The sequence below is a fragment of the Patulibacter sp. SYSU D01012 genome (assembly GCF_017916475.1).
Lineage (GTDB): Bacteria > Actinomycetota > Thermoleophilia > Solirubrobacterales > Solirubrobacteraceae > Patulibacter.
The window spans coordinates 1,161,808-1,177,258 of sequence record NZ_JAFMTB010000002.1 but is presented as its reverse complement, the minus strand read 5'-3'; the positions used below and the strand labels follow the sequence as shown (position 1 = coordinate 1,177,258).

The window sequence follows — 15,451 nt, the reverse complement described above, 5'->3', positions numbered from 1 at the left end:
GCCCGTGAGCGACGAGCCGCTCGGGATCGCCCTGCTGGGCGCGGCCTTCATGGGCCGCGCCCACGCGCACGCGTTCCGGACCGCGGCGACGATGCTCCCGGGCTCGCCGTCCACCCGGCTCGAGCTGCTCGTCGGCCGCGACGCCGCGCGGGCCGACGAGGCCGCGGGCCAGCTCGGCTTCGCCCGCGGCGTCGGCGACTGGCGCGCCGCGGTCGAGGATCCGGCGATCGCGATCTTCGACGACGTCGGGCCCAACGACCTGCACGCCGCGCCGACGATCGCGGCCGCGCGGGCCGGCAAGCACGTGATCTGCGAGAAGCCGCTCGGCCGCACGGCCGACGAGGCGCTCGAGACCTGGCGGGCGGCGCACGAGGCCGGCGTCGTGCACCTGTGCGCGTTCAACTACCGCTTCGTGCCCGCCATCCGCCACGCGCGCGACCTGATCGCCGCCGGCACGATCGGCGCGGTCCGCCACGTGGACGCGCGGTACCTGCAGGACTGGCTCGTCGACCCGCAGGCGCCGACGACGTGGCGCCTGCGGAGGGCGTCCGCCGGCTCGGGCGCCCTCGGCGACCTGGGCTCGCACCTGATCGACCTGTGCCGCTACCTCGTCGGCGAGATCGACGCGGTCGCCGCGCAGACGCGGACGTTCACGCCGGAGCGCCCCGGCGGGCCGGTCGACGTCGACGACGCGGTCTCGGCGACGCTGTCGTTCGCCGGCGGCGCCAGCGGCACGCTCACGGCCTCGCGGGTGGCGCCGGGGCGACGCAACGCGCTCGGCCTCGAGATCCACGGCAGCGAGGGGTCCATCACCTTCGCGCTCGAGCGGATGAACGAGCTGGGCCTGTACCTGCCGGGCGGACCGCCCGGCACGGACGGCTTCCGCACGGTCCTGATGACCGACCCCGAGCACCCCTTCGCGCCCGCGTGGTGGCCGCCCGGCCACCTGCTCGCCTGGGAGCACACCTTCGTCCACGAGCTCGACCACCTGCTGCGCGCCGTCCGGGACGGGCGGAGCGTCCGGCCCCACGGCGCCGACTTCGAGGACGGCTACCGGGCGGCCGAGGTGTGCGACGCGATCCTGCGCGCCGCGGCGTCCGGGCGGACCGAGCCGGTGGCGTACCGGACCGTCGCGTAGCGGCCCGACGCTCAGGCGATCCCGGCCGCCCGGGCGCGCGCGACGCCCTCCGCCGCCCCGCCCGTCCAGGCCGGACCGTGGCCCGTCAGGACGGTCCCGGCGCCGGTGGCCGCGAGCGCGTCGAGCGACGCCGCGTTGCGGGCGCTGTCGACCGTCGCGGCGCGGGCCACCATCCGCGGGCCGGCGCGGCCGGTGTACGGGTCGAGCATCACGAAGGCGTCGCCCGCGAAGACCACGTCGCGGTCGGGCACGTGCAGCGCGCAGTGCCCGAGGGTGTGGCCGGGCGTGCGGACGATCCGGGGGCGGCCCGGGACCGGCAGCGTGCCCTCGTCGCGGTAGCGCTCGACCTGGCCGATCGGGGCGGGCCAGAACGCCCGGGCGCGCAGGAGCGCGGCCACGATGGGGAACGCTCGCACCTGCGTGGCGAAGTACGGCGCGCGTGGCTTCTCGTGGTCGTAGCGCCATGGGTGCATCGTCAGCGGGACGTCGTCCTCGTGCACGTACACCGGGACGTCGAGCTCGCGGCGGGCGCGCTCGGCGAAGCCCACGTGGTCGAAGTGGGCGTGGGTCAGCACGACGGCCCGCACGTCGCCGGGGCCGCGCCCGACCGCGCCGAGGGCGGAGCGGAACGACCGCCACGACGTCGGCACGCCGGCATCGACGACGGTGATCCCGTCGTCGTCCTCCAGCAGGTACCAGTTCGTGAACGCGTCCTCGATCCGGTGGACGCCCGGGGCCACCTCGGTCTGCAGCATGGGCGGCGGGTACCCCGCCCGCCCGGGACGATGCGCGGCCGGCGGCGACGCATGCGACGGCGTCACCGGGGTACCGACGCCGCCATGTTCCTGTTCTTCTCGAACGGTCTGGGCTGCTTCGGCTCGCTGCTGCTGTCGGCGGCGATCACCGCCCTCCTCGTGCTCCTGCTCGTCGTCCTCTAGGGCCGGCACGGCGGGGACGTCGGCGGGCGGCGACGTGGTCGGGGGAGACGGGGCGCCGGGCGGTCGGTCGGCGCCGTGGAGGCCGGGGGCTGCGTAGCCTGACGGGATGCCGAGGACGGGATCCGCGTGAGGTTCGAGGAGCTGCACGAGCTGGTGGCCGAGAGCCACCCCGCCGGCTGGCGCCTGCTGCCGCTCGGGCCGTACCCCGCCGACGCCCCCGACCCGCCGGCCGCCCACCACACCCGCGCGGTGCTGCGCGCCGACGTCGACGTGGCGCTCGAGTGGGGGATGCGCGAGTCGTCCCGGGACTACTTCGAGCCGTGGCTCGGCAACCTGGGCCGCCTGACCGAGGTGCGCCCGGAGCGGATCCTGCTCGACCTGACCTACCGCGGCGCGCTCGTCGACCGGCTGCTGGGCCTGGCCTTCGAGGACTTCCTGCTCCCCCTGCCGCGGGCCCGCGTGCCCCGGGTGAAGGGCCTGCCCGACCGGTTCTTCCCGCGCGCCGCCGCCACGCTGTGGGGGCTCGCGCACGAGCTGGACCCGGCGTGCACGGTGTCGTTCGACCGGGCGGTCCACCGGTCGGGGTTGCGGGTGGAGTAGGGGCGGGGGCGGGACGGCCCGGGCGGCGGATCGTGTTCCGGATCACCGCGGCAGGCGCGAGGCGATCCGGCACGCGACGCCCGCCGCATCGGGGCGCCGGATCGCGTTCCGGATCACCGCGGTAGGCGCGAGGCGATCCGGCACGCGACGCCCGCCGGCTCGGGCGGCGGATCGCGTTCCGGATCACCCACGCAGGGGCGGGGCGATCCGGAACGGGCGAGGCTCCGCCTCGTGCCCCGGCCCGTCAGCGCGGCAGGGCGTAGCCCCGCACCGCGAGGGCGGCGGCGCCGAGCGCGTCCAGGTCGGCGACGGCGACCGCGCGCGAGAGGGGCGCGCGCCACGCCGTGCCGGCCGCGCGCGCGGACGCGGTCGCGGCTGGGCGGTCGACGATCGCGACGGGCGCGGCGGGGATCTGCAGGAGCGTCATGGGCCCGTGATCGGCCGCAACCCGCGGAACCGGAGGGGCAGGCGGCGGATGCCCGAGGGGACGGGCGGGGCGGCGGGGGCAGCGGGCCCCGCCGTCCCCCCCCGTACTCCAGGCGACGGGCCGGCCCCGCCGTCCGCCCGGACGCCACCGGCCGGCCCCGCCGTCCCCCGGACGCCACCTGCCGGGCTGGCCGGGCCATCCCCGGCCTCCAAGCCCCCGCCCCCCGGAACGCCGAAGGCCCCGCGGTGGCGGGGCCTTCGGTCCTGCATGGGCATAACTGGACTCGAACCAGTGACCTCTCGCGTGTGAAGCGAGCGCTCTAACCAACTGAGCTATACGCCCGGAGGAGCCGACACGATAGCGCGCCGGCGACGCCGATGCCCCCGCGGGGTGCCCGAGACGCGCGAATCGTGGGAGACTGCACGTATGGAAGACGAGAGCCGGACGGGCACGCCGACCGACTACGAGGGGGCCGACCTCCACAAGACGCCGGAGGAGGGCCCCGCGCAGCCCAGCTCCGAGGCGGAGGACCGCAACAAGTCCCCGCGCGGCGGGCGGGCGTACGACGACGACGAGGTCGCCGTCGATCCCGAGAACGCGCCGTCGGCGAACTCGTTCATGGTCCAGATCATCCTCGCGATGTTCCTGGTCGTGATCCTGCTGGTGGTCGCGGCCGTGACCGGCTCGACGATCCTCCTCGTCCTCGCCCTCGTGTCGATCATCCCGGGCGCCGCGATCGTCCTGCGGGCGGTCTTCGCGATGATGTCGACCGACTGACGCGCCCCCGCGCCGTCCGCCCGCGTCGACGCCGCGCCCCGCGTGCGGCCGACGGGCGGAGCGCGGCGTCACGGGCGGTGGCGCTACCATCGCCCGACGTTCGCGGCGGGATGAGCCCGTCGTCGACGGTGTCGATGGGGTGGTCCCCGTGCGACGCCGGCCCGTGAACCAGGTCAGGTCCGGAAGGAAGCAGCCTTAAGCGGTCGTCGGCGGGCGCGCGGGTGCCCACCCCGGAGCCGTCGGCGGCGGGCTGATCCCGTCCGCGGACGTCCGCGCCTCGCGCGCCCCCGGTCCTCGCCCGGGCATTCGGCCCACCCGCCCGGGCATCCGGCCCGCCCGCGGGGTCCTCGCCCGAGCGTCCGGGCGACCGATCCACCGTCGCGGCGACCCTCCCGTAGGGTGGCGGCATGTCGGCCATCCCGCCCGCGATCACGCTCCACGCCCTCGGCCCGTCGCACCCGTGTCGGACGGTCGAGGCGGCGCTGCAGCTCAAGGGCCTGCCGTACGAGCGGATCGACTTCGCGCTCGGCGAGCACGTCGAGCGGATGACCGAGATCTACGGACCGGCGCGCACGACCGTCCCCGGCCTGCTCGTCGGGGAGGAACGGGTGCACGGCTCCGTGGCGATCCTGGAGCGGCTCGAGCAGCTGCACCCCGAGCCGTCCCTGTACCCGCCGTCGATCGCCGAGGCGGTGCACGAGGCCGAGCGCTGGGGCGACGCCGTCCTGCAGGACCTGGGGCGGCGGCTGCCGTGGGGCGCGCTGCACTACCGGCCGGACGCCCTCGGCACCTTCGTCGGCGGCGGGCCGCTGGACGAGGCGGGGACGGAGTTCGCGCGCAAGGTGGTCCGCGCGACCTGGCGCTACCACGGCATCACGGAGGAGCGGCTGCAGGACGACCTGCACGCGTTCCCGGCCATGCTCGACCGCATCGACGCGCTCGCCGCGGACGGGACGATCGGCGCCGACCACGTCAACGCGGCCGACCTCCAGATCGGTGCGACGCTCGCGACGCTGCTGACCGTCGAGGACCTGCGCCCGCTCATGGCCGACCGCCCCGGCGAGGCGCTGGCGCGGAGGCTGTTCCCCGACGTGCCGGGGCAGGTCCCGGCCGGGGCGTTCCCGGCCGGGTGGGTGCCGGCGCGGTAGTGGCGGGGCCGGCCGCTTCTCCCGGGCACCCGGTCAGAGGCGAGCGCGCCGACCCCTGATCGGGGGTGGGCGAGCGCGCCGGCCCGCCGATCCCGGGTGCCGCGTCCAGAGGCGAGCGCGCCGACCCCTGATCCCGGGTGCGGGGGCGCCGGCCGAGGCGAGCGCGCCGGCGCCGGGACGCCGGCGATGCGGGCGCGCTCCGTGGCGGCCGCTCAGAAACGCAGGCGCCGGCGCCGCCCCTCGGCGTCGACGAACCGCACGCCCAGCGGTCCCCGCTCGAACGAGGCGCTCACCGCGTTGTCGTGCACCCGGACGGTGCGCCGCTCGCCGCGGGCGACGTCGAAGACGACCTCGCGGACCCCGTCCGGCACCAGGCCCTGCACCTCCTTCCACGACGCCCGCGGATCGTCCGGGGCGGGACGCCCCGACATCCACAGGCCGGTGTCGCCGACGGCCTCGAGCGGGGCGCACGTGCCGCCGACCGTCCCGGCGCTCAGCACCGAGCTCGCCCGCATGCAGATGGCCGCCTTCCCGCGCATCGTGGCCGGCGCCACCCAGATCTCGCGGCCCGGGATCGCCAGCCGCCGGGCGTGCGCGACGTCGGTGGCGTCGCCGGGAAGGTCCGGAATGGGCGGGCGGAGGAACAGGTTGTCGCGGCGCGACGCCGGGCCCGCCCCGTTGCGGGGCCGCTGGGGCGACGGGCCCCGGAACACCGCGAACGCGCTCTGGGCGCCCGTCGTCGCGGCGGCGAGCCGGGCGTCCACGACGCGCGGAGGGCCGGGCACGGGCGCGTCCCGCGGCGTCGGCACCAGGGCGACCCCGACCGCTCCGGCGGCACCAGCGCCGACCGCGGCGAGGGCGGCGACCGGCCACCGCGGCCGCCGCGCCGGCCGCGGCGGGACGGCCGGATGGGCGGTGTCCGCGGCGCGGGCGTGGGCCGCCGCGACGAGCGACGAGCGGACGTCCGGCAGCACGGGCCGGTCGCGACGGGGGCGGGGGCGATGGCGGATCACGGCAGCTGCACCTCCTTGCGCAGCGCGGCCAGGCCGCGGCTGACGCGTTGACGGACGACGGCGGTCGAGCACTCCAGCTGCGCCGCGATCTCGGGGTAGGAGCGGTCCTCGAGGACGTGCTGCCGCACCGCGTCGCGTTGGGCCGCGGGCAGCGCGGCGAGCGCCTCCAGGGCGACGCTGCCGGCCGCGGTGGCGACCAGGCGCTCGATGAGCTCGACGGCCTCGTCCGTCACCACGGTCGGCGGAACGCCCAGGCGGCGGCGCGCGTCGTCGGCCACGCGGGCGCGACGGTACGCGTCGACGACGACGTTGCGCGCGATGGCGAAGAGCCAGCCGACCGCCGTCGCGCCGTCGCGGCCGGCGAACGCGGGGGCCTGCTCCAGGGCGGCGGCGAAGATCTCGGCCGTCAGGTCGGCCGCGAGCTCCGCCGTGGCCACGCGACGCCGCACGTACAGCAGGACCGCGTGCTCGTAGCGGTCGTAGAACAGGCCGAACGCCTCGCCGTCCGTGGCGGTGCGACGGAGCAGCTGCTCGTCCGGGGGATGACGTCGGCGGGGGCCCATCGCTTCTTCAGTCGCACGAGCGGCGTCGGTGTGACGGCGCCCGCCGCACCGTCGCACGACGGAGGCCCGCCACCGGTGCGTGACGTACCCTCTCCGGCCCCATGTCGTCCGTCCTGCGCGTGCCGGGCGCCCTCGCGGTGCTCCTCACCTCGCTGTTCGCGCAGATCCCGGTCGGCGCGCTCGGGCTGCTGCTCGTGCTGCACACCCGCGACGTGACCGGCACGTACGCGGCCGGCGGGGCGGTGACCGCGGCCTTCGGCCTGGCGCTCGGGGTCTCGAACCCGCTGCTGGGCCGGATCGCCGACCGGCGCGGGCCCGTGGCGGTGCTGGTCCTGTGCGCCCCGCTGTCGACGGCGGCGATCGTCGCCCAGGCGCTGCTCGGGGACGGCGTCCCGGTCTGGGTGCGCGTCGTGCTCGCGGCCGTGGCGGGCGCCTTCCAGCCGCCGGTCGGTGCCCTGCGCCGCCGCGTCTGGAACGTCCTCGTCCCGGATCCCGACCTGCGGCACAGGGCGTACGCGACCGAGGGGGTGCTCGCGGAGTTCGTCTACCTGCTCGGGCCGATCGCGATCGTCTCGGGCCTCGGCAGCCTGTCGGTCCCGGGAGCGCTCATCTTCTGCGGCGCCGCGATCACGGTCGGCAACGTCGCGTTCGCGCGGCTGCCCGTGGTGCGCACGCTGGCCGGGGCCCCGGTCGCCGACGGCGCCGAGCCCCACGGCCTGCTGGGCGCGCTGCGGGCGCCAGGCGTCGTCGTCGCCATGCTCGTCTACGCCACGCTCGGCATCACCGTCGGCGCCGTCGAGGTCGGCGTCCCGGCGGCCCTCGAGGACATGGGCGATCGCGGGCTGACCGGCCTGGCGCTCGGCGTGTGGGGCGTCGGCTCGATGCTCGCCGCCGTGGTCGTGGCCCGCTCCGCGGCGCCCGCCCGGCCGGTCCGGCGACTGGCGCTGCTCGTCGGCGCGTGGGGCGCCCTGCACGGCGTGCTCGCCCTGGCCGGCACCCCGCTGCTGCTCGTCGTCGCGCTCTTCGCCGCGGGAGCCACGATCTCGCCCGCGCTCACCGTCTTCAACGGCATCCTCGACCGGCTCGCCCTGCCGGGCACGCTGACCGAGGCCGTCACGTGGACGAGCACCGGGATGATGGTGGGGATGGCGGCTGGGGGCGCCGTCGCCGGGCACCTGGCCGACGCGACGTCGCCCGCCGCCGGCCTGGCGCTGGGGGCCACCGCCGTCGTCGGCGCGGGGCTGCTCGTCGCCGCCCGGGCCGTCATGCGCGGCGGCGTGCCGCCCGCCGGGCCGCGGGCGGCCGACGCGACGACCTGACGCCGCCACGGCGGCGGCCGTGGCCGGCGGTCCGCTGCCGCCCGGGCGGACGTCCCGCGCGACGCCGGGTGGTACCGTGCGGCGCATGTTGGCCTCCGTGCGCATCCGGTCCTAGCGGCCGACGCCGAGTGACGCCGCGTCCCCGACGCGGCGTCGGTGGCGCCTTCGCGCCCACCGCCCTCGATCCGTCGGTCCGCCGCGGGCGCCCTCGGGCTCCCCGCGTCTCCGGTGCGCCCGGGCTTCGCCCGGCGCGTCGCGTCCGGGCCGGCTCGCTCCCGCCCGGACGTCTCCGACGTTCCCGAGCGGGAGTCCTCCATGACCCGTCGTGGTCCCCGTCGCCGGTCGCTGCCCGCGAACCCGTCCGGCGTCCACCTCATCCACTGCCGCGCCACCGTCGCGCGGCTCGTCCGTTCCGCGGCCCCCGGACCGGACGACCTCGTCGTCGATCTCGGGGCCGGCCCGGGGACCCTGACCGCCGCGCTCGCGGCCACGGGAGCCCGGGTGATGGCCGTCGAGCGCGACGCGCGCTTCGCCGCCGGGCTCGAACGCCGCTTCGCCGGGAACCCGCGCGTCCGGGTGCTCCATGCCGACCTGCGGACCGTGTCGCTGCCCCGCGGCGCGCGGATCGTCGCCAATCTGCCGTTCGCGACGAGCACAGCGGTGCTGCGGCGGCGTCTCGACCCGCCGGGGCGCGTCACCGCGGGCTGCGACGTGCTCGTCGAGCGCGGGTTCGCGCTCCGCGTCACCGCGGGCCGGCCGCGGACCGCCACCGTCGCCTGGTGGGCCGCGCGCCACGAGCTGCGGCTCGTGCGCGTCGTCCCGCGGACGGCGTTCGCTCCGCCGCCCGCCATCGACGCCGCCCATCTGAGGGTGCGGCCTCGCCGCCCGCTGCCCGCGCGCGCCGAAGCCGCGCTCTGGTGGCTGCTCGCGGGTGCGCACGCGCCGGCTGCTCCGCGGGCGGACGCGCTGCTCGGCGCCGCCGTCGGTCGGCGGGCGGCCGTCGCAGCGCTCCGGCGACACGGCGCCGAGCCCCGCGCCGCGGCGCGCGAGCTGCCGCCGCTCGCGTGGCGGCGGGTCGCGGCCGACGCCGCGGTGCACGCCGGGGCGGCCTGGCCCGCGCCGCCGCGCCGGCTAGGCCGTGGGTGAGCCCTCGATCCGCCGGCGCAGGGCCGTCAGGAACTGCGCCGCGTACAGGCCGTCGAGCGCTCGGTGGTCCCAGCCCAGGCACAGGTGGGTCATCGAGCGGATCGCGATGCTCTCGCCGCCGTCCGCGTCGGTCACGACGACGGGGCGGCGGACGATCGCCTCCAGGTCCAGGATCGCCACCTGCGGCAGGTTGATGACCGGCGTGGCGATGAGCGCGCCGGCGGCGCCCGGGTTGGTGATCGTGAAGGTGCCGCCGCGCACGTCGTCGGGCGTGAGCGCGCCGCCCCGGGCGCGGGCCGCGACGGCCTTGATCCGGCGCCCCAGGCCCGCGGCGCTCAGGTCCTGCGCGTCGTCGATGACCGGGACGATCAGGCCGTCCTCGCCGAGCGACACGGCGATGCCCAGGTGCACCCGGTCGTAGCGCGTGATGGCCTCGCCGTCCATCGTCGCGTTGAGCGCCGGGAACTCGCGCAGGGTCGCGACGACGTGCGCCGCCACGAGCGGCAGGGCGGTCAGGCCGCGCTCGCGGCGCTCCCGCTCCAGGCGCGTCATGTCGCACTCGACGACCGTCGTGCAGTGGGCCGCCGTGTCGAGCGACGTGCGCATCGCCCGGCCGATCGCCGCACGCATGCGCGACGGCGGCTGCAGCACCCCGCCGCGGTCGTCCGGGGTCGCGGCCGGCCCGCCGACCGCCGTCGTCGGGCCCCCGCCACCCCCGGCCGCGGCGCCGGCGACCGGGATGCTGGGATCGTGGCGGTAGGGCGACTCCGTGTGCATCGGCGCCTCGGCGCCCACGGCGGGCCCGTCTGCGGGCGCGGACGCGCCCACCCCGTCGGTCCTCGGCGCCGGCGGGCGGTCGGCGGCGGCCTCGGTGGCCGGCGCCGCCGGGCCGTCCGCGGTCCCGGTGTGCGCGCGGGTGTCCGCCGCCCCCGCGACCGGGGCGCCCGCCGCCGCCAGCACGTCGCGCTTCGTCACGCGGCCGTTGCGTCCCGTGCCCGACAGGGCCAGGACGTCGACGCCCAGCTCGGCCGCGATGCGGGCGGCGACGGGGGAGGAGGCGCGCAGGATCTCGCGGCGCGTCGGGGCGGGGCCGGCCCCGCCCCCCGGCGCGTCCGGCGTCGGCGAGGCGCCGACGGGGACACCGGCCGGTCTCGCGGGCCCGGGACCGCCGGCCTTGGACGCCCGCCCGGCCGCCGCCGTCCCGTCCGGAGACCCCACCCCGCCCGCGGCGGCGCCCGGATCGCCGGCGTCGGCGGCAGGGGCCCCGCTCGTCGCGATCCGCGCGATCACGGTCCCCACGTCGACCGTCTCGCCCTCGGGGACGAGGATCGTGGCCAGCGTGCCGCTCGCCGGGGCGGGGCAGTCGCTGTCGACCTTGTCCGTCGAGATCGCGCAGATCGTCTCGTCGGCCCGCACGGGCTCGCCGACGGCGACGGCCCAGGAGAGGATCGTGCCCTCGGCGACCGACGTCCCCAGCTGCGGCATCAGGACGTCGACGAGCGTGGCGGCGTCAGTAGGCGAGGAGCTCACGCGCGGCCTCCGCGATGCGGTCGGGGGTGGGCAGGACGGCCTGCTCCAGGCCGGGGCTGAACGGCACGGGCGCGTCCGGCGTGGCGACGCGGCGGACCGGGCCGTCGAGGTCGGAGAACGCGCGGTCGGCGACGAGCGCGGCGACCTGGGCGCCGGCGGCGCACGTCTCGTTCGCCTCGTCGACGATCAGCACCTTGCTCGTGCGGCGCACGCTCGCCAGGATCGCCTCCTCGTCGAGCGGGACGAGCGCGCGCAGGTCGAGCACCTCGACCCGCCCCGGCTCGAACGCGTCGGCGGCCTGCAGCGCCGCGTGGACCATCGCGCCGTAGGCGACGATCGTCAGCTCGGCGCCCTCGCGGGCCACGCGGGCGGTGAACGGGGTGCGGTGGTCGCCGAGCGGCACCGCGCCCTTCACCCGGCGGTACAGGTGCTTGTGCTCGAGGAAGCAGACGGGGTTCTCGTCGGCGATCGCCGCCATGAGCATCCCCTTGGCGTCCTCGGGGGTGCTCGGCGCCAGCACCTTCAGGCCGGGGGCGTGCATGAACCACGCCTCGGGGTTCTGCGAGTGGTACGGGCCGCCGGCGAAGCCGCCGCCGGACGGCAGGCGCAGCACCATCGGGACGGCCAGCCCGGTCCGCCAGTGCATCTTGCCCGCGACGTTCACGAGCTGGTCGAAGCCGCAGGCGACGAAGTCGGCGAACTGCACCTCGGCGACCGGGCGCAGGCCGGCGATCGCGGCGCCGACGGCGGTGCCGACGATCGCGGACTCGGCGATCGGGAAGTCCTGCACGCGGTCGGCGCCGAACTCGTCGTACAGCCCCTCCGTGGCCTTGAACGCCCCGCCGAACGCGCCGACGTCCTCGCCCAGGACGAAGACCCGCTCGTCGGCGCGCATCGCCTCGCGCAGGCCGTCGGTGATCGCCTGCAGGTAGGTCATCGTCCGCGTGCCCGCGGCGACGTCGACGGCGCTCACCGGCCGGCCTCCGGGCCGGCGTGGCCGCTCCACGGCGCGTCGCCGCGGCCGAGCGTGCGGCCCGGGCCGTCGGCGAACACCCCGTCGGTCGCCGTCGCCGGGTCGGGGAGGGGCGCGGCGAGCGCCGCCTGCACCGCGGCCTCGAGCCGCTCGAGCACGCCGGCGCGCAGCGCGTCGACGTCGGTGCCCTCCGCGCGCAGGCGGGCCTCGTAGGTGGCGATCGGATCCCGCTCGCGCCACGCCGCGAACACCGCGGGATCGACGTAGCGGGCGTCGTCGTGCGAGCCGTGGCCGTGCATCCGCATCGTCCGCGCCTCGATGAGCGTGGGCCCGTCGCCCGCCAGCGCGCGCTCGCGGGCGGCGTGGGTGGCGGCGAAGACGGCCTCGACGTCGTTGCCGTCGACGACGACGCCCGGCATCCCGTAGGCCTTCGCGCGCTCGGCCGGCCCGACGGCGAACTGCCGCTCCGTCGGGGTGGAGTACGCCAGGCCGTTGTTCTCGCAGAGCAGGATCACGGGCTCGCGGCGCAGGCCGGCGACGTTCATCGCCTCGTGCCACGCCCCGGGCGAGGTGGCGCCGTCGCCGAAGAACGTCAGGGCGACGCGGCGCTCGCGGCGCATCCGGAAGGCCATGGCCAGCCCGACGGCGACGACCATCATGTCGGGCAGCATCGAGACCATCCCGATCACGCCGCGGTCGACGTCGCCGAAGTGGACGTTGCCCTCGCGCCCGCGGCTGAGCGCGTTGTCGCGGCCCAGGTGGTGGCGGATGATCTGCGCCAGGTCGGTGCCGCGCACGAGGTGCGCGCCGAGGTCGCGGATCAGGGGCGAGCAGATCACGTCGTCGGGACCGAGGGCGAACGCGGCGCCGACCGAGATCGCCTCCTGGCCGTGCCCGTCGTAGAACGACCCCGGCGTGCGGCCCTGCTTGTAGAGCGCCACGCCGCGCTCCTCGAACGTCCGCATCTCGACCATGAAGCGCAGCAGGGCGGCGCGGTCGGCGGCCGTCAGGCGGGGCGGCGCCGGCGGGGCGGGGCGCGGCGGCGGGGGGTGCTCCGGCGAGTGGGGCGCGCGTCCGCGAGGGGACGACGACGCGGTGCTGCGGGGCTCCTCGGTCAGCACGATGGGCCCCAGTCTGGCGCACCGGGGGCGCAGATTTCCCCGGAATACCGGGGGATAGGGCGCGGTACGCCCACCGGTACCGACCCGGGTACGGCGCCCCCCGCGGGCGCGCCCCGGCCCGGCATCGGCGCCCGGCCCGCGGCCCCGAGCGGGCCCGCCGCTGGAGGCGCCGCGCCACCCGAACGACCGGTTGGCCTTGACCGCATCCTGGATCCTGGATACAAACCGTCGTGTGCCCCCCGTCACGCAACCCGGATCCCGGTCCCCGGTCCGCCGTCGCGACCGGCCACGCCCGGCGCGCCGCCGCGCGGCGGCGCTGCTCGCGGCGCTCGCCGTCGCCGTCGGCCTGACCGCCTGCGGCGGCACGAGCACCAGCGCGACCGGCGACCCGGGCACGATCGCCATCGGCCTGAGCGTCGAGCCCGAGAACCTGGACTTCAGCACCACGGACGGCACGGGCATCCCCGAGGCGATGCTCGTCAACGTCTACGAGGGGCTCGTCAAGCTCGACCCGCAGGGGCGGATCGTCCCGCTGCTGGCCCGGCGCTGGCGCGTCAGCGAGGACCGCCGCACGTACGTCTTCGACCTGCGCTCCGGCGTCCGCTTCTCCAACGGCTCGCCGTTCGACGCCGACGCCGTCAAGTTCAGCATCGAGCGCGTGAAGAGCCCGGCGTGGAAGGTGGCGCTCAAGTCGGGGATGGACGTCGTCCGGCGCGTCCGGGTGCTCTCGCCGACGAGGGTCGCCGTCGACCTGAAGGAGCCGTCGAACGCCTGGCTCTTCGCGATGACGACGCGCATCGGCGCGATGTACACGCCCGACGGCGTCGACGCGCTGCCCACGAAGCCCGTCGGGACCGGCCCCTACGTGCTCGACCGGCGCGTGCGCGGCGACTCGATCGTCCTGCGCCGCAACCCGGCGTACTGGGGCCGCCGGCCCGCGATGGAGCGGGTCGCGTTCAAGTACTTCAAGGACGCCACCGCGCTGAACAACGCGCTGCTCTCGGGCGCCATCGACGTCATCGCCGACCACCAGGCGCCGGACTCGCTGGCGCAGTTCACCGACGACGACCGCTTCCGCGTGACCGAGGGCACCACGAACGGCGAGCTGACGATGGCGCTCAACAACGCGCGCGGGCCGATGAAGGACCCGCGGATCCGCCACGCCGTCAGCCTGGGCATCGACCGCAAGGCCGTCATGGACGCCGCGTGGTCCGGGCGCGGCACGCTGATCGGCAGCATGGTGCCGCCGACGGACCCGTGGTTCGAGCACCTCGAGGGCCTGCACCGGTACGACCCCGCGCGGGCGAAGGCCCTGCTCGCGCAGGCGGGCGTGCGGGACCTGAAGCTGCGCTTCCGCATCCCCAACCTGCCGTACGTGCTGGCGCCCGCGCAGGTCGTCCAGTCCCAGCTGCGGAAGATCGGGGTGACGGCCGACATCGAGATCCTCGAGTACCCCGCGCGCTGGCTGTCCGAGGTCTTCACGAAGCAGGACTACGACCTGTCCATCGTCCGGCACACCGAGCCGCGCGACATCGCGACGTTCGGCAACCCCGACTACTACTGGGGCTACGACGACCCGCAGGTGCAGGCGTGGCTGGCGCGCGCCGACCGGGGCACGACGCGGGAGCAGGTGGCCGACATGCGCCGCGTCGCGCGCAAGCTCGCCACCGACGACGCCGCGATCTGGCTGTACCTGATGCCCAGCCTGGTCGTCGCGGACGCCGACGTGCGCGGGCTGCCGCGCAACCGCGTCAGCGAAGCCCTCGACGTCACGACGATCCGCCGCTGACCCGGCGCCCGCCCATGCTGCTCTCCCTCCTGCGCCGCACCGGCGTCTTCCTCGCCAGCGTCGCCGCCGCGTCCGTCCTGGTCTTCCTGTTCATGGCCGTCCTGCCCGGCGACGCGGCCGAGGTGTCCCTCGGCACGAACGCCACGCCCGAGGCCGTCCGCGCCGTCCGCGCTGAGTTCGGCACGGACCGGCCGCTGCCCACGCAGTACCTGGATTGGGTCGGCGGGCTGCTGCAGGGGGACTTCGGCCGCTCGTACATCAGCCGCGAGGCGGTCGCGCCGCAGATCGGCGATCGCGTGCAGGTGACGCTGATCCTGGTCGGCGCCGCCACCCTGGTCGCGCTGCTGATCGCGGTGCCGCTGGGCACGCTCGCGGCCGCCCGCCACCGTCGCGCGAGCGGCCTGGCGCTCTCGGGCGCCAGCCAGGTCGGGGCGGCGGTGCCCGCGTTCATCGCCGGCATCCTGCTCGTCGCGCTCTTCTCCGTCACCCTCGGCTGGTTCCCGTCGTCGGGCTGGACCGCGCCGAGCGACGACGTCGGCGGGTTCCTGCGCCAGCTCGCGCTGCCGGCGATCTCGCTCGGCCTCGTCGAGGGCGCGATCCTGACGCGGTACGTGCGCTCCGCGGTGCTCGAGGTGCTCCGCGAGGACTTCCTGCGCACCGCCCGCGCCAAGGGGCTGACGCGCGGCCGCGCGCTCGTCCGCCACGGGCTGCGCAACGCCGCCATCCCGGTCGTGACGGTCCTGGGCCTGCAGCTCTCGGGCATGCTGATCGGCGCGGTCGTCATCGAGCGCGTCTACGTCCTGCCGGGGCTCGGCACCCTGCTGCTCGACGGCGTCTCCAACCGCGACCTGCTGCTCGTCCAGGGCGTCGTGATGGTGCTCGTCGTCCTCGTCCTGCTCATCAACTACGTGGTCGACGTGCTGTACACGGTGATCGACCCGCGTCTGCGGGGCGCCTGATGCCCTGCCG

The 15,451-nt window shown here is 76.9% G+C and carries 15 protein-coding genes, 1 tRNA gene and 1 other RNA gene; 9 read left to right on the top strand and 8 right to left on the bottom strand.

Features of this window, described 5'->3' with window-relative positions; genetic code table 11:
• Window positions 1-4 precede the first annotated feature (4 nt).
• Window positions 5-1,138 (top strand): Gfo/Idh/MocA family oxidoreductase, encoded by a 1,134-nt coding sequence (locus tag J3P29_RS14950; protein ID WP_210494539.1) that lies wholly within the window; start codon window positions 5-7, stop codon window positions 1,136-1,138.
• Window positions 1,139-1,149: 11 nt separating this feature from the next.
• Here the strand turns inward: J3P29_RS14950 and J3P29_RS14945 are convergent, their stop codons facing one another.
• Window positions 1,150-1,893 carry an MBL fold metallo-hydrolase gene (locus J3P29_RS14945; protein WP_210494536.1) on the bottom strand — a complete coding sequence of 248 codons (744 nt, stop codon included), beginning with the start codon at window positions 1,891-1,893 and terminating at the stop codon, window positions 1,150-1,152.
• A 309-nt stretch (window positions 1,894-2,202) separates the two neighbouring features.
• Between J3P29_RS14945 and J3P29_RS14940 the strand changes: the two genes are divergently transcribed.
• A complete protein-coding gene (locus tag J3P29_RS14940; protein WP_210494534.1) occupies window positions 2,203-2,676 on the top strand; it encodes a hypothetical protein in 474 nt (157 codons plus the stop codon).
• 244 nt (window positions 2,677-2,920) lie between these two features.
• On the opposite strand, the gene J3P29_RS14935 is transcribed toward J3P29_RS14940, so the two are convergent.
• Both J3P29_RS14935 and J3P29_RS14930 read right to left on the bottom strand, forming a co-directional pair.
• Window positions 2,921-3,103, bottom strand: coding sequence for a hypothetical protein (locus tag J3P29_RS14935; protein WP_210494532.1), 183 nt, complete (start codon window positions 3,101-3,103; stop codon window positions 2,921-2,923).
• Window positions 3,104-3,371: 268 nt separating this feature from the next.
• Window positions 3,372-3,445 (bottom strand) — tRNA-Val (locus tag J3P29_RS14930).
• Between the two features lie 84 nt (window positions 3,446-3,529).
• Here J3P29_RS14930 and J3P29_RS14925 point away from each other — a divergent pair.
• The 3 genes from J3P29_RS14925 (at window position 3,530) to J3P29_RS14915 (ending at window position 5,028) form a co-directional block, all read left to right on the top strand.
• Window positions 3,530-3,880, top strand: a complete 351-nt coding sequence (locus J3P29_RS14925) for a hypothetical protein (protein ID WP_210494530.1) — start codon at window positions 3,530-3,532, stop codon at window positions 3,878-3,880.
• A gap of 137 nt (window positions 3,881-4,017) precedes the next feature.
• Window positions 4,018-4,114, top strand: an RNA gene (gene ffs / locus J3P29_RS14920) — signal recognition particle sRNA small type.
• A gap of 173 nt (window positions 4,115-4,287) precedes the next feature.
• Entirely contained in the window at window positions 4,288-5,028 is a 741-nt protein-coding gene (locus tag J3P29_RS14915) for a glutathione S-transferase (protein ID WP_210494528.1), read from the top strand.
• 212 nt (window positions 5,029-5,240) lie between these two features.
• Here J3P29_RS14915 and J3P29_RS14910 read toward each other — a convergent pair whose 3' ends face one another.
• Together J3P29_RS14910 and J3P29_RS14905 are read right to left on the bottom strand one after the other, a co-directional pair.
• On the bottom strand, window positions 5,241-6,041 hold the full coding sequence (locus J3P29_RS14910) for a hypothetical protein (protein ID WP_210494526.1): 801 nt from the start codon (window positions 6,039-6,041) through the stop codon (window positions 5,241-5,243).
• Entirely contained in the window at window positions 6,038-6,604 is a 567-nt protein-coding gene (locus tag J3P29_RS14905) for an RNA polymerase sigma factor (RefSeq protein WP_210494524.1), read from the bottom strand. The genes J3P29_RS14910 and J3P29_RS14905 overlap by 4 nt, the downstream gene beginning before the upstream one ends.
• A 101-nt stretch (window positions 6,605-6,705) precedes the next feature.
• Here J3P29_RS14905 and J3P29_RS14900 point away from each other — a divergent pair, with 101 nt between their 5' ends.
• Both J3P29_RS14900 and J3P29_RS14895 read left to right on the top strand, forming a co-directional pair.
• On the top strand, window positions 6,706-7,923 hold the full coding sequence (locus J3P29_RS14900) for an MFS transporter (RefSeq protein ID WP_210494522.1): 1,218 nt from the start codon (window positions 6,706-6,708) through the stop codon (window positions 7,921-7,923).
• Between the two features lie 315 nt (window positions 7,924-8,238).
• Window positions 8,239-9,069 carry an rRNA adenine N-6-methyltransferase family protein gene (locus tag J3P29_RS14895; protein WP_210494520.1) on the top strand — a complete coding sequence of 277 codons (831 nt, stop codon included), beginning with the start codon at window positions 8,239-8,241 and terminating at the stop codon, window positions 9,067-9,069.
• On the opposite strand, the gene J3P29_RS14890 is transcribed toward J3P29_RS14895, so the two are convergent.
• The 3 genes from J3P29_RS14890 to J3P29_RS14880 are packed head-to-tail and all read right to left on the bottom strand — an operon-like array spanning window position 9,055 to window position 12,693.
• The gene (locus J3P29_RS14890; RefSeq protein ID WP_349239856.1) at window positions 9,055-10,599 is read right to left on the bottom strand and encodes a dihydrolipoamide acetyltransferase family protein; all 1,545 of its coding nucleotides are present in this window, start codon (window positions 10,597-10,599) and stop codon (window positions 9,055-9,057) included. The two genes, J3P29_RS14895 and J3P29_RS14890, sit on opposite strands and share 15 nt — an antisense overlap.
• Window positions 10,580-11,536: an alpha-ketoacid dehydrogenase subunit beta gene (locus tag J3P29_RS14885; protein ID WP_210495108.1), complete on the bottom strand. Its 957-nt coding sequence runs from the start codon at window positions 11,534-11,536 to the stop codon at window positions 10,580-10,582. The genes J3P29_RS14890 and J3P29_RS14885 overlap by 20 nt, the downstream gene beginning before the upstream one ends.
• Before the next feature lie 32 nt (window positions 11,537-11,568).
• Complete coding sequence (locus J3P29_RS14880; RefSeq protein WP_349239855.1) at window positions 11,569-12,693, bottom strand: thiamine pyrophosphate-dependent dehydrogenase E1 component subunit alpha; 1,125 nt, start codon at window positions 12,691-12,693, stop codon at window positions 11,569-11,571.
• 316 nt (window positions 12,694-13,009) lie between these two features.
• Between J3P29_RS14880 and J3P29_RS14875 the strand changes: the two genes are divergently transcribed.
• Together J3P29_RS14875 and J3P29_RS14870 are read left to right on the top strand one after the other, a co-directional pair.
• The gene (locus tag J3P29_RS14875) at window positions 13,010-14,482 is read left to right on the top strand and encodes an ABC transporter substrate-binding protein (RefSeq protein ID WP_349239872.1); all 1,473 of its coding nucleotides are present in this window, start codon (window positions 13,010-13,012) and stop codon (window positions 14,480-14,482) included.
• Between the two features lie 14 nt (window positions 14,483-14,496).
• Entirely contained in the window at window positions 14,497-15,441 is a 945-nt protein-coding gene (locus tag J3P29_RS14870) for an ABC transporter permease (protein WP_210494515.1), read from the top strand.
• The last annotated feature ends 10 nt before the right edge of the window (window positions 15,442-15,451 follow it).

Bases quoted from the DNA above. Each gene is read 5' to 3' on its own strand.
- J3P29_RS14895 (WP_210494520.1), top strand. From the start codon at position 8,239: ATGACCCGTCGTGGTCCCCGTCGCCGGTCGCTGCCCGCGAACCCGTCC.
- J3P29_RS14945 (WP_210494536.1), bottom strand. From the start codon at position 1,893: ATGCTGCAGACCGAGGTGGCCCCGGGCGTCCACCGGATCGAGGACGCG.
- J3P29_RS14915 (WP_210494528.1), top strand. From the start codon at position 4,288: ATGTCGGCCATCCCGCCCGCGATCACGCTCCACGCCCTCGGCCCGTCG.
- J3P29_RS14870 (WP_210494515.1), top strand. From the start codon at position 14,497: ATGCTGCTCTCCCTCCTGCGCCGCACCGGCGTCTTCCTCGCCAGCGTC.
- J3P29_RS14885 (WP_210495108.1), bottom strand. From the start codon at position 11,536: ATGACCTACCTGCAGGCGATCACCGACGGCCTGCGCGAGGCGATGCGC.
- J3P29_RS14925 (WP_210494530.1), top strand. From the start codon at position 3,530: ATGGAAGACGAGAGCCGGACGGGCACGCCGACCGACTACGAGGGGGCC.
- J3P29_RS14900 (WP_210494522.1), top strand. From the start codon at position 6,706: ATGTCGTCCGTCCTGCGCGTGCCGGGCGCCCTCGCGGTGCTCCTCACC.
- J3P29_RS14935 (WP_210494532.1), bottom strand. From the start codon at position 3,103: ATGACGCTCCTGCAGATCCCCGCCGCGCCCGTCGCGATCGTCGACCGC.
- J3P29_RS14905 (WP_210494524.1), bottom strand. From the start codon at position 6,604: ATGGGCCCCCGCCGACGTCATCCCCCGGACGAGCAGCTGCTCCGTCGC.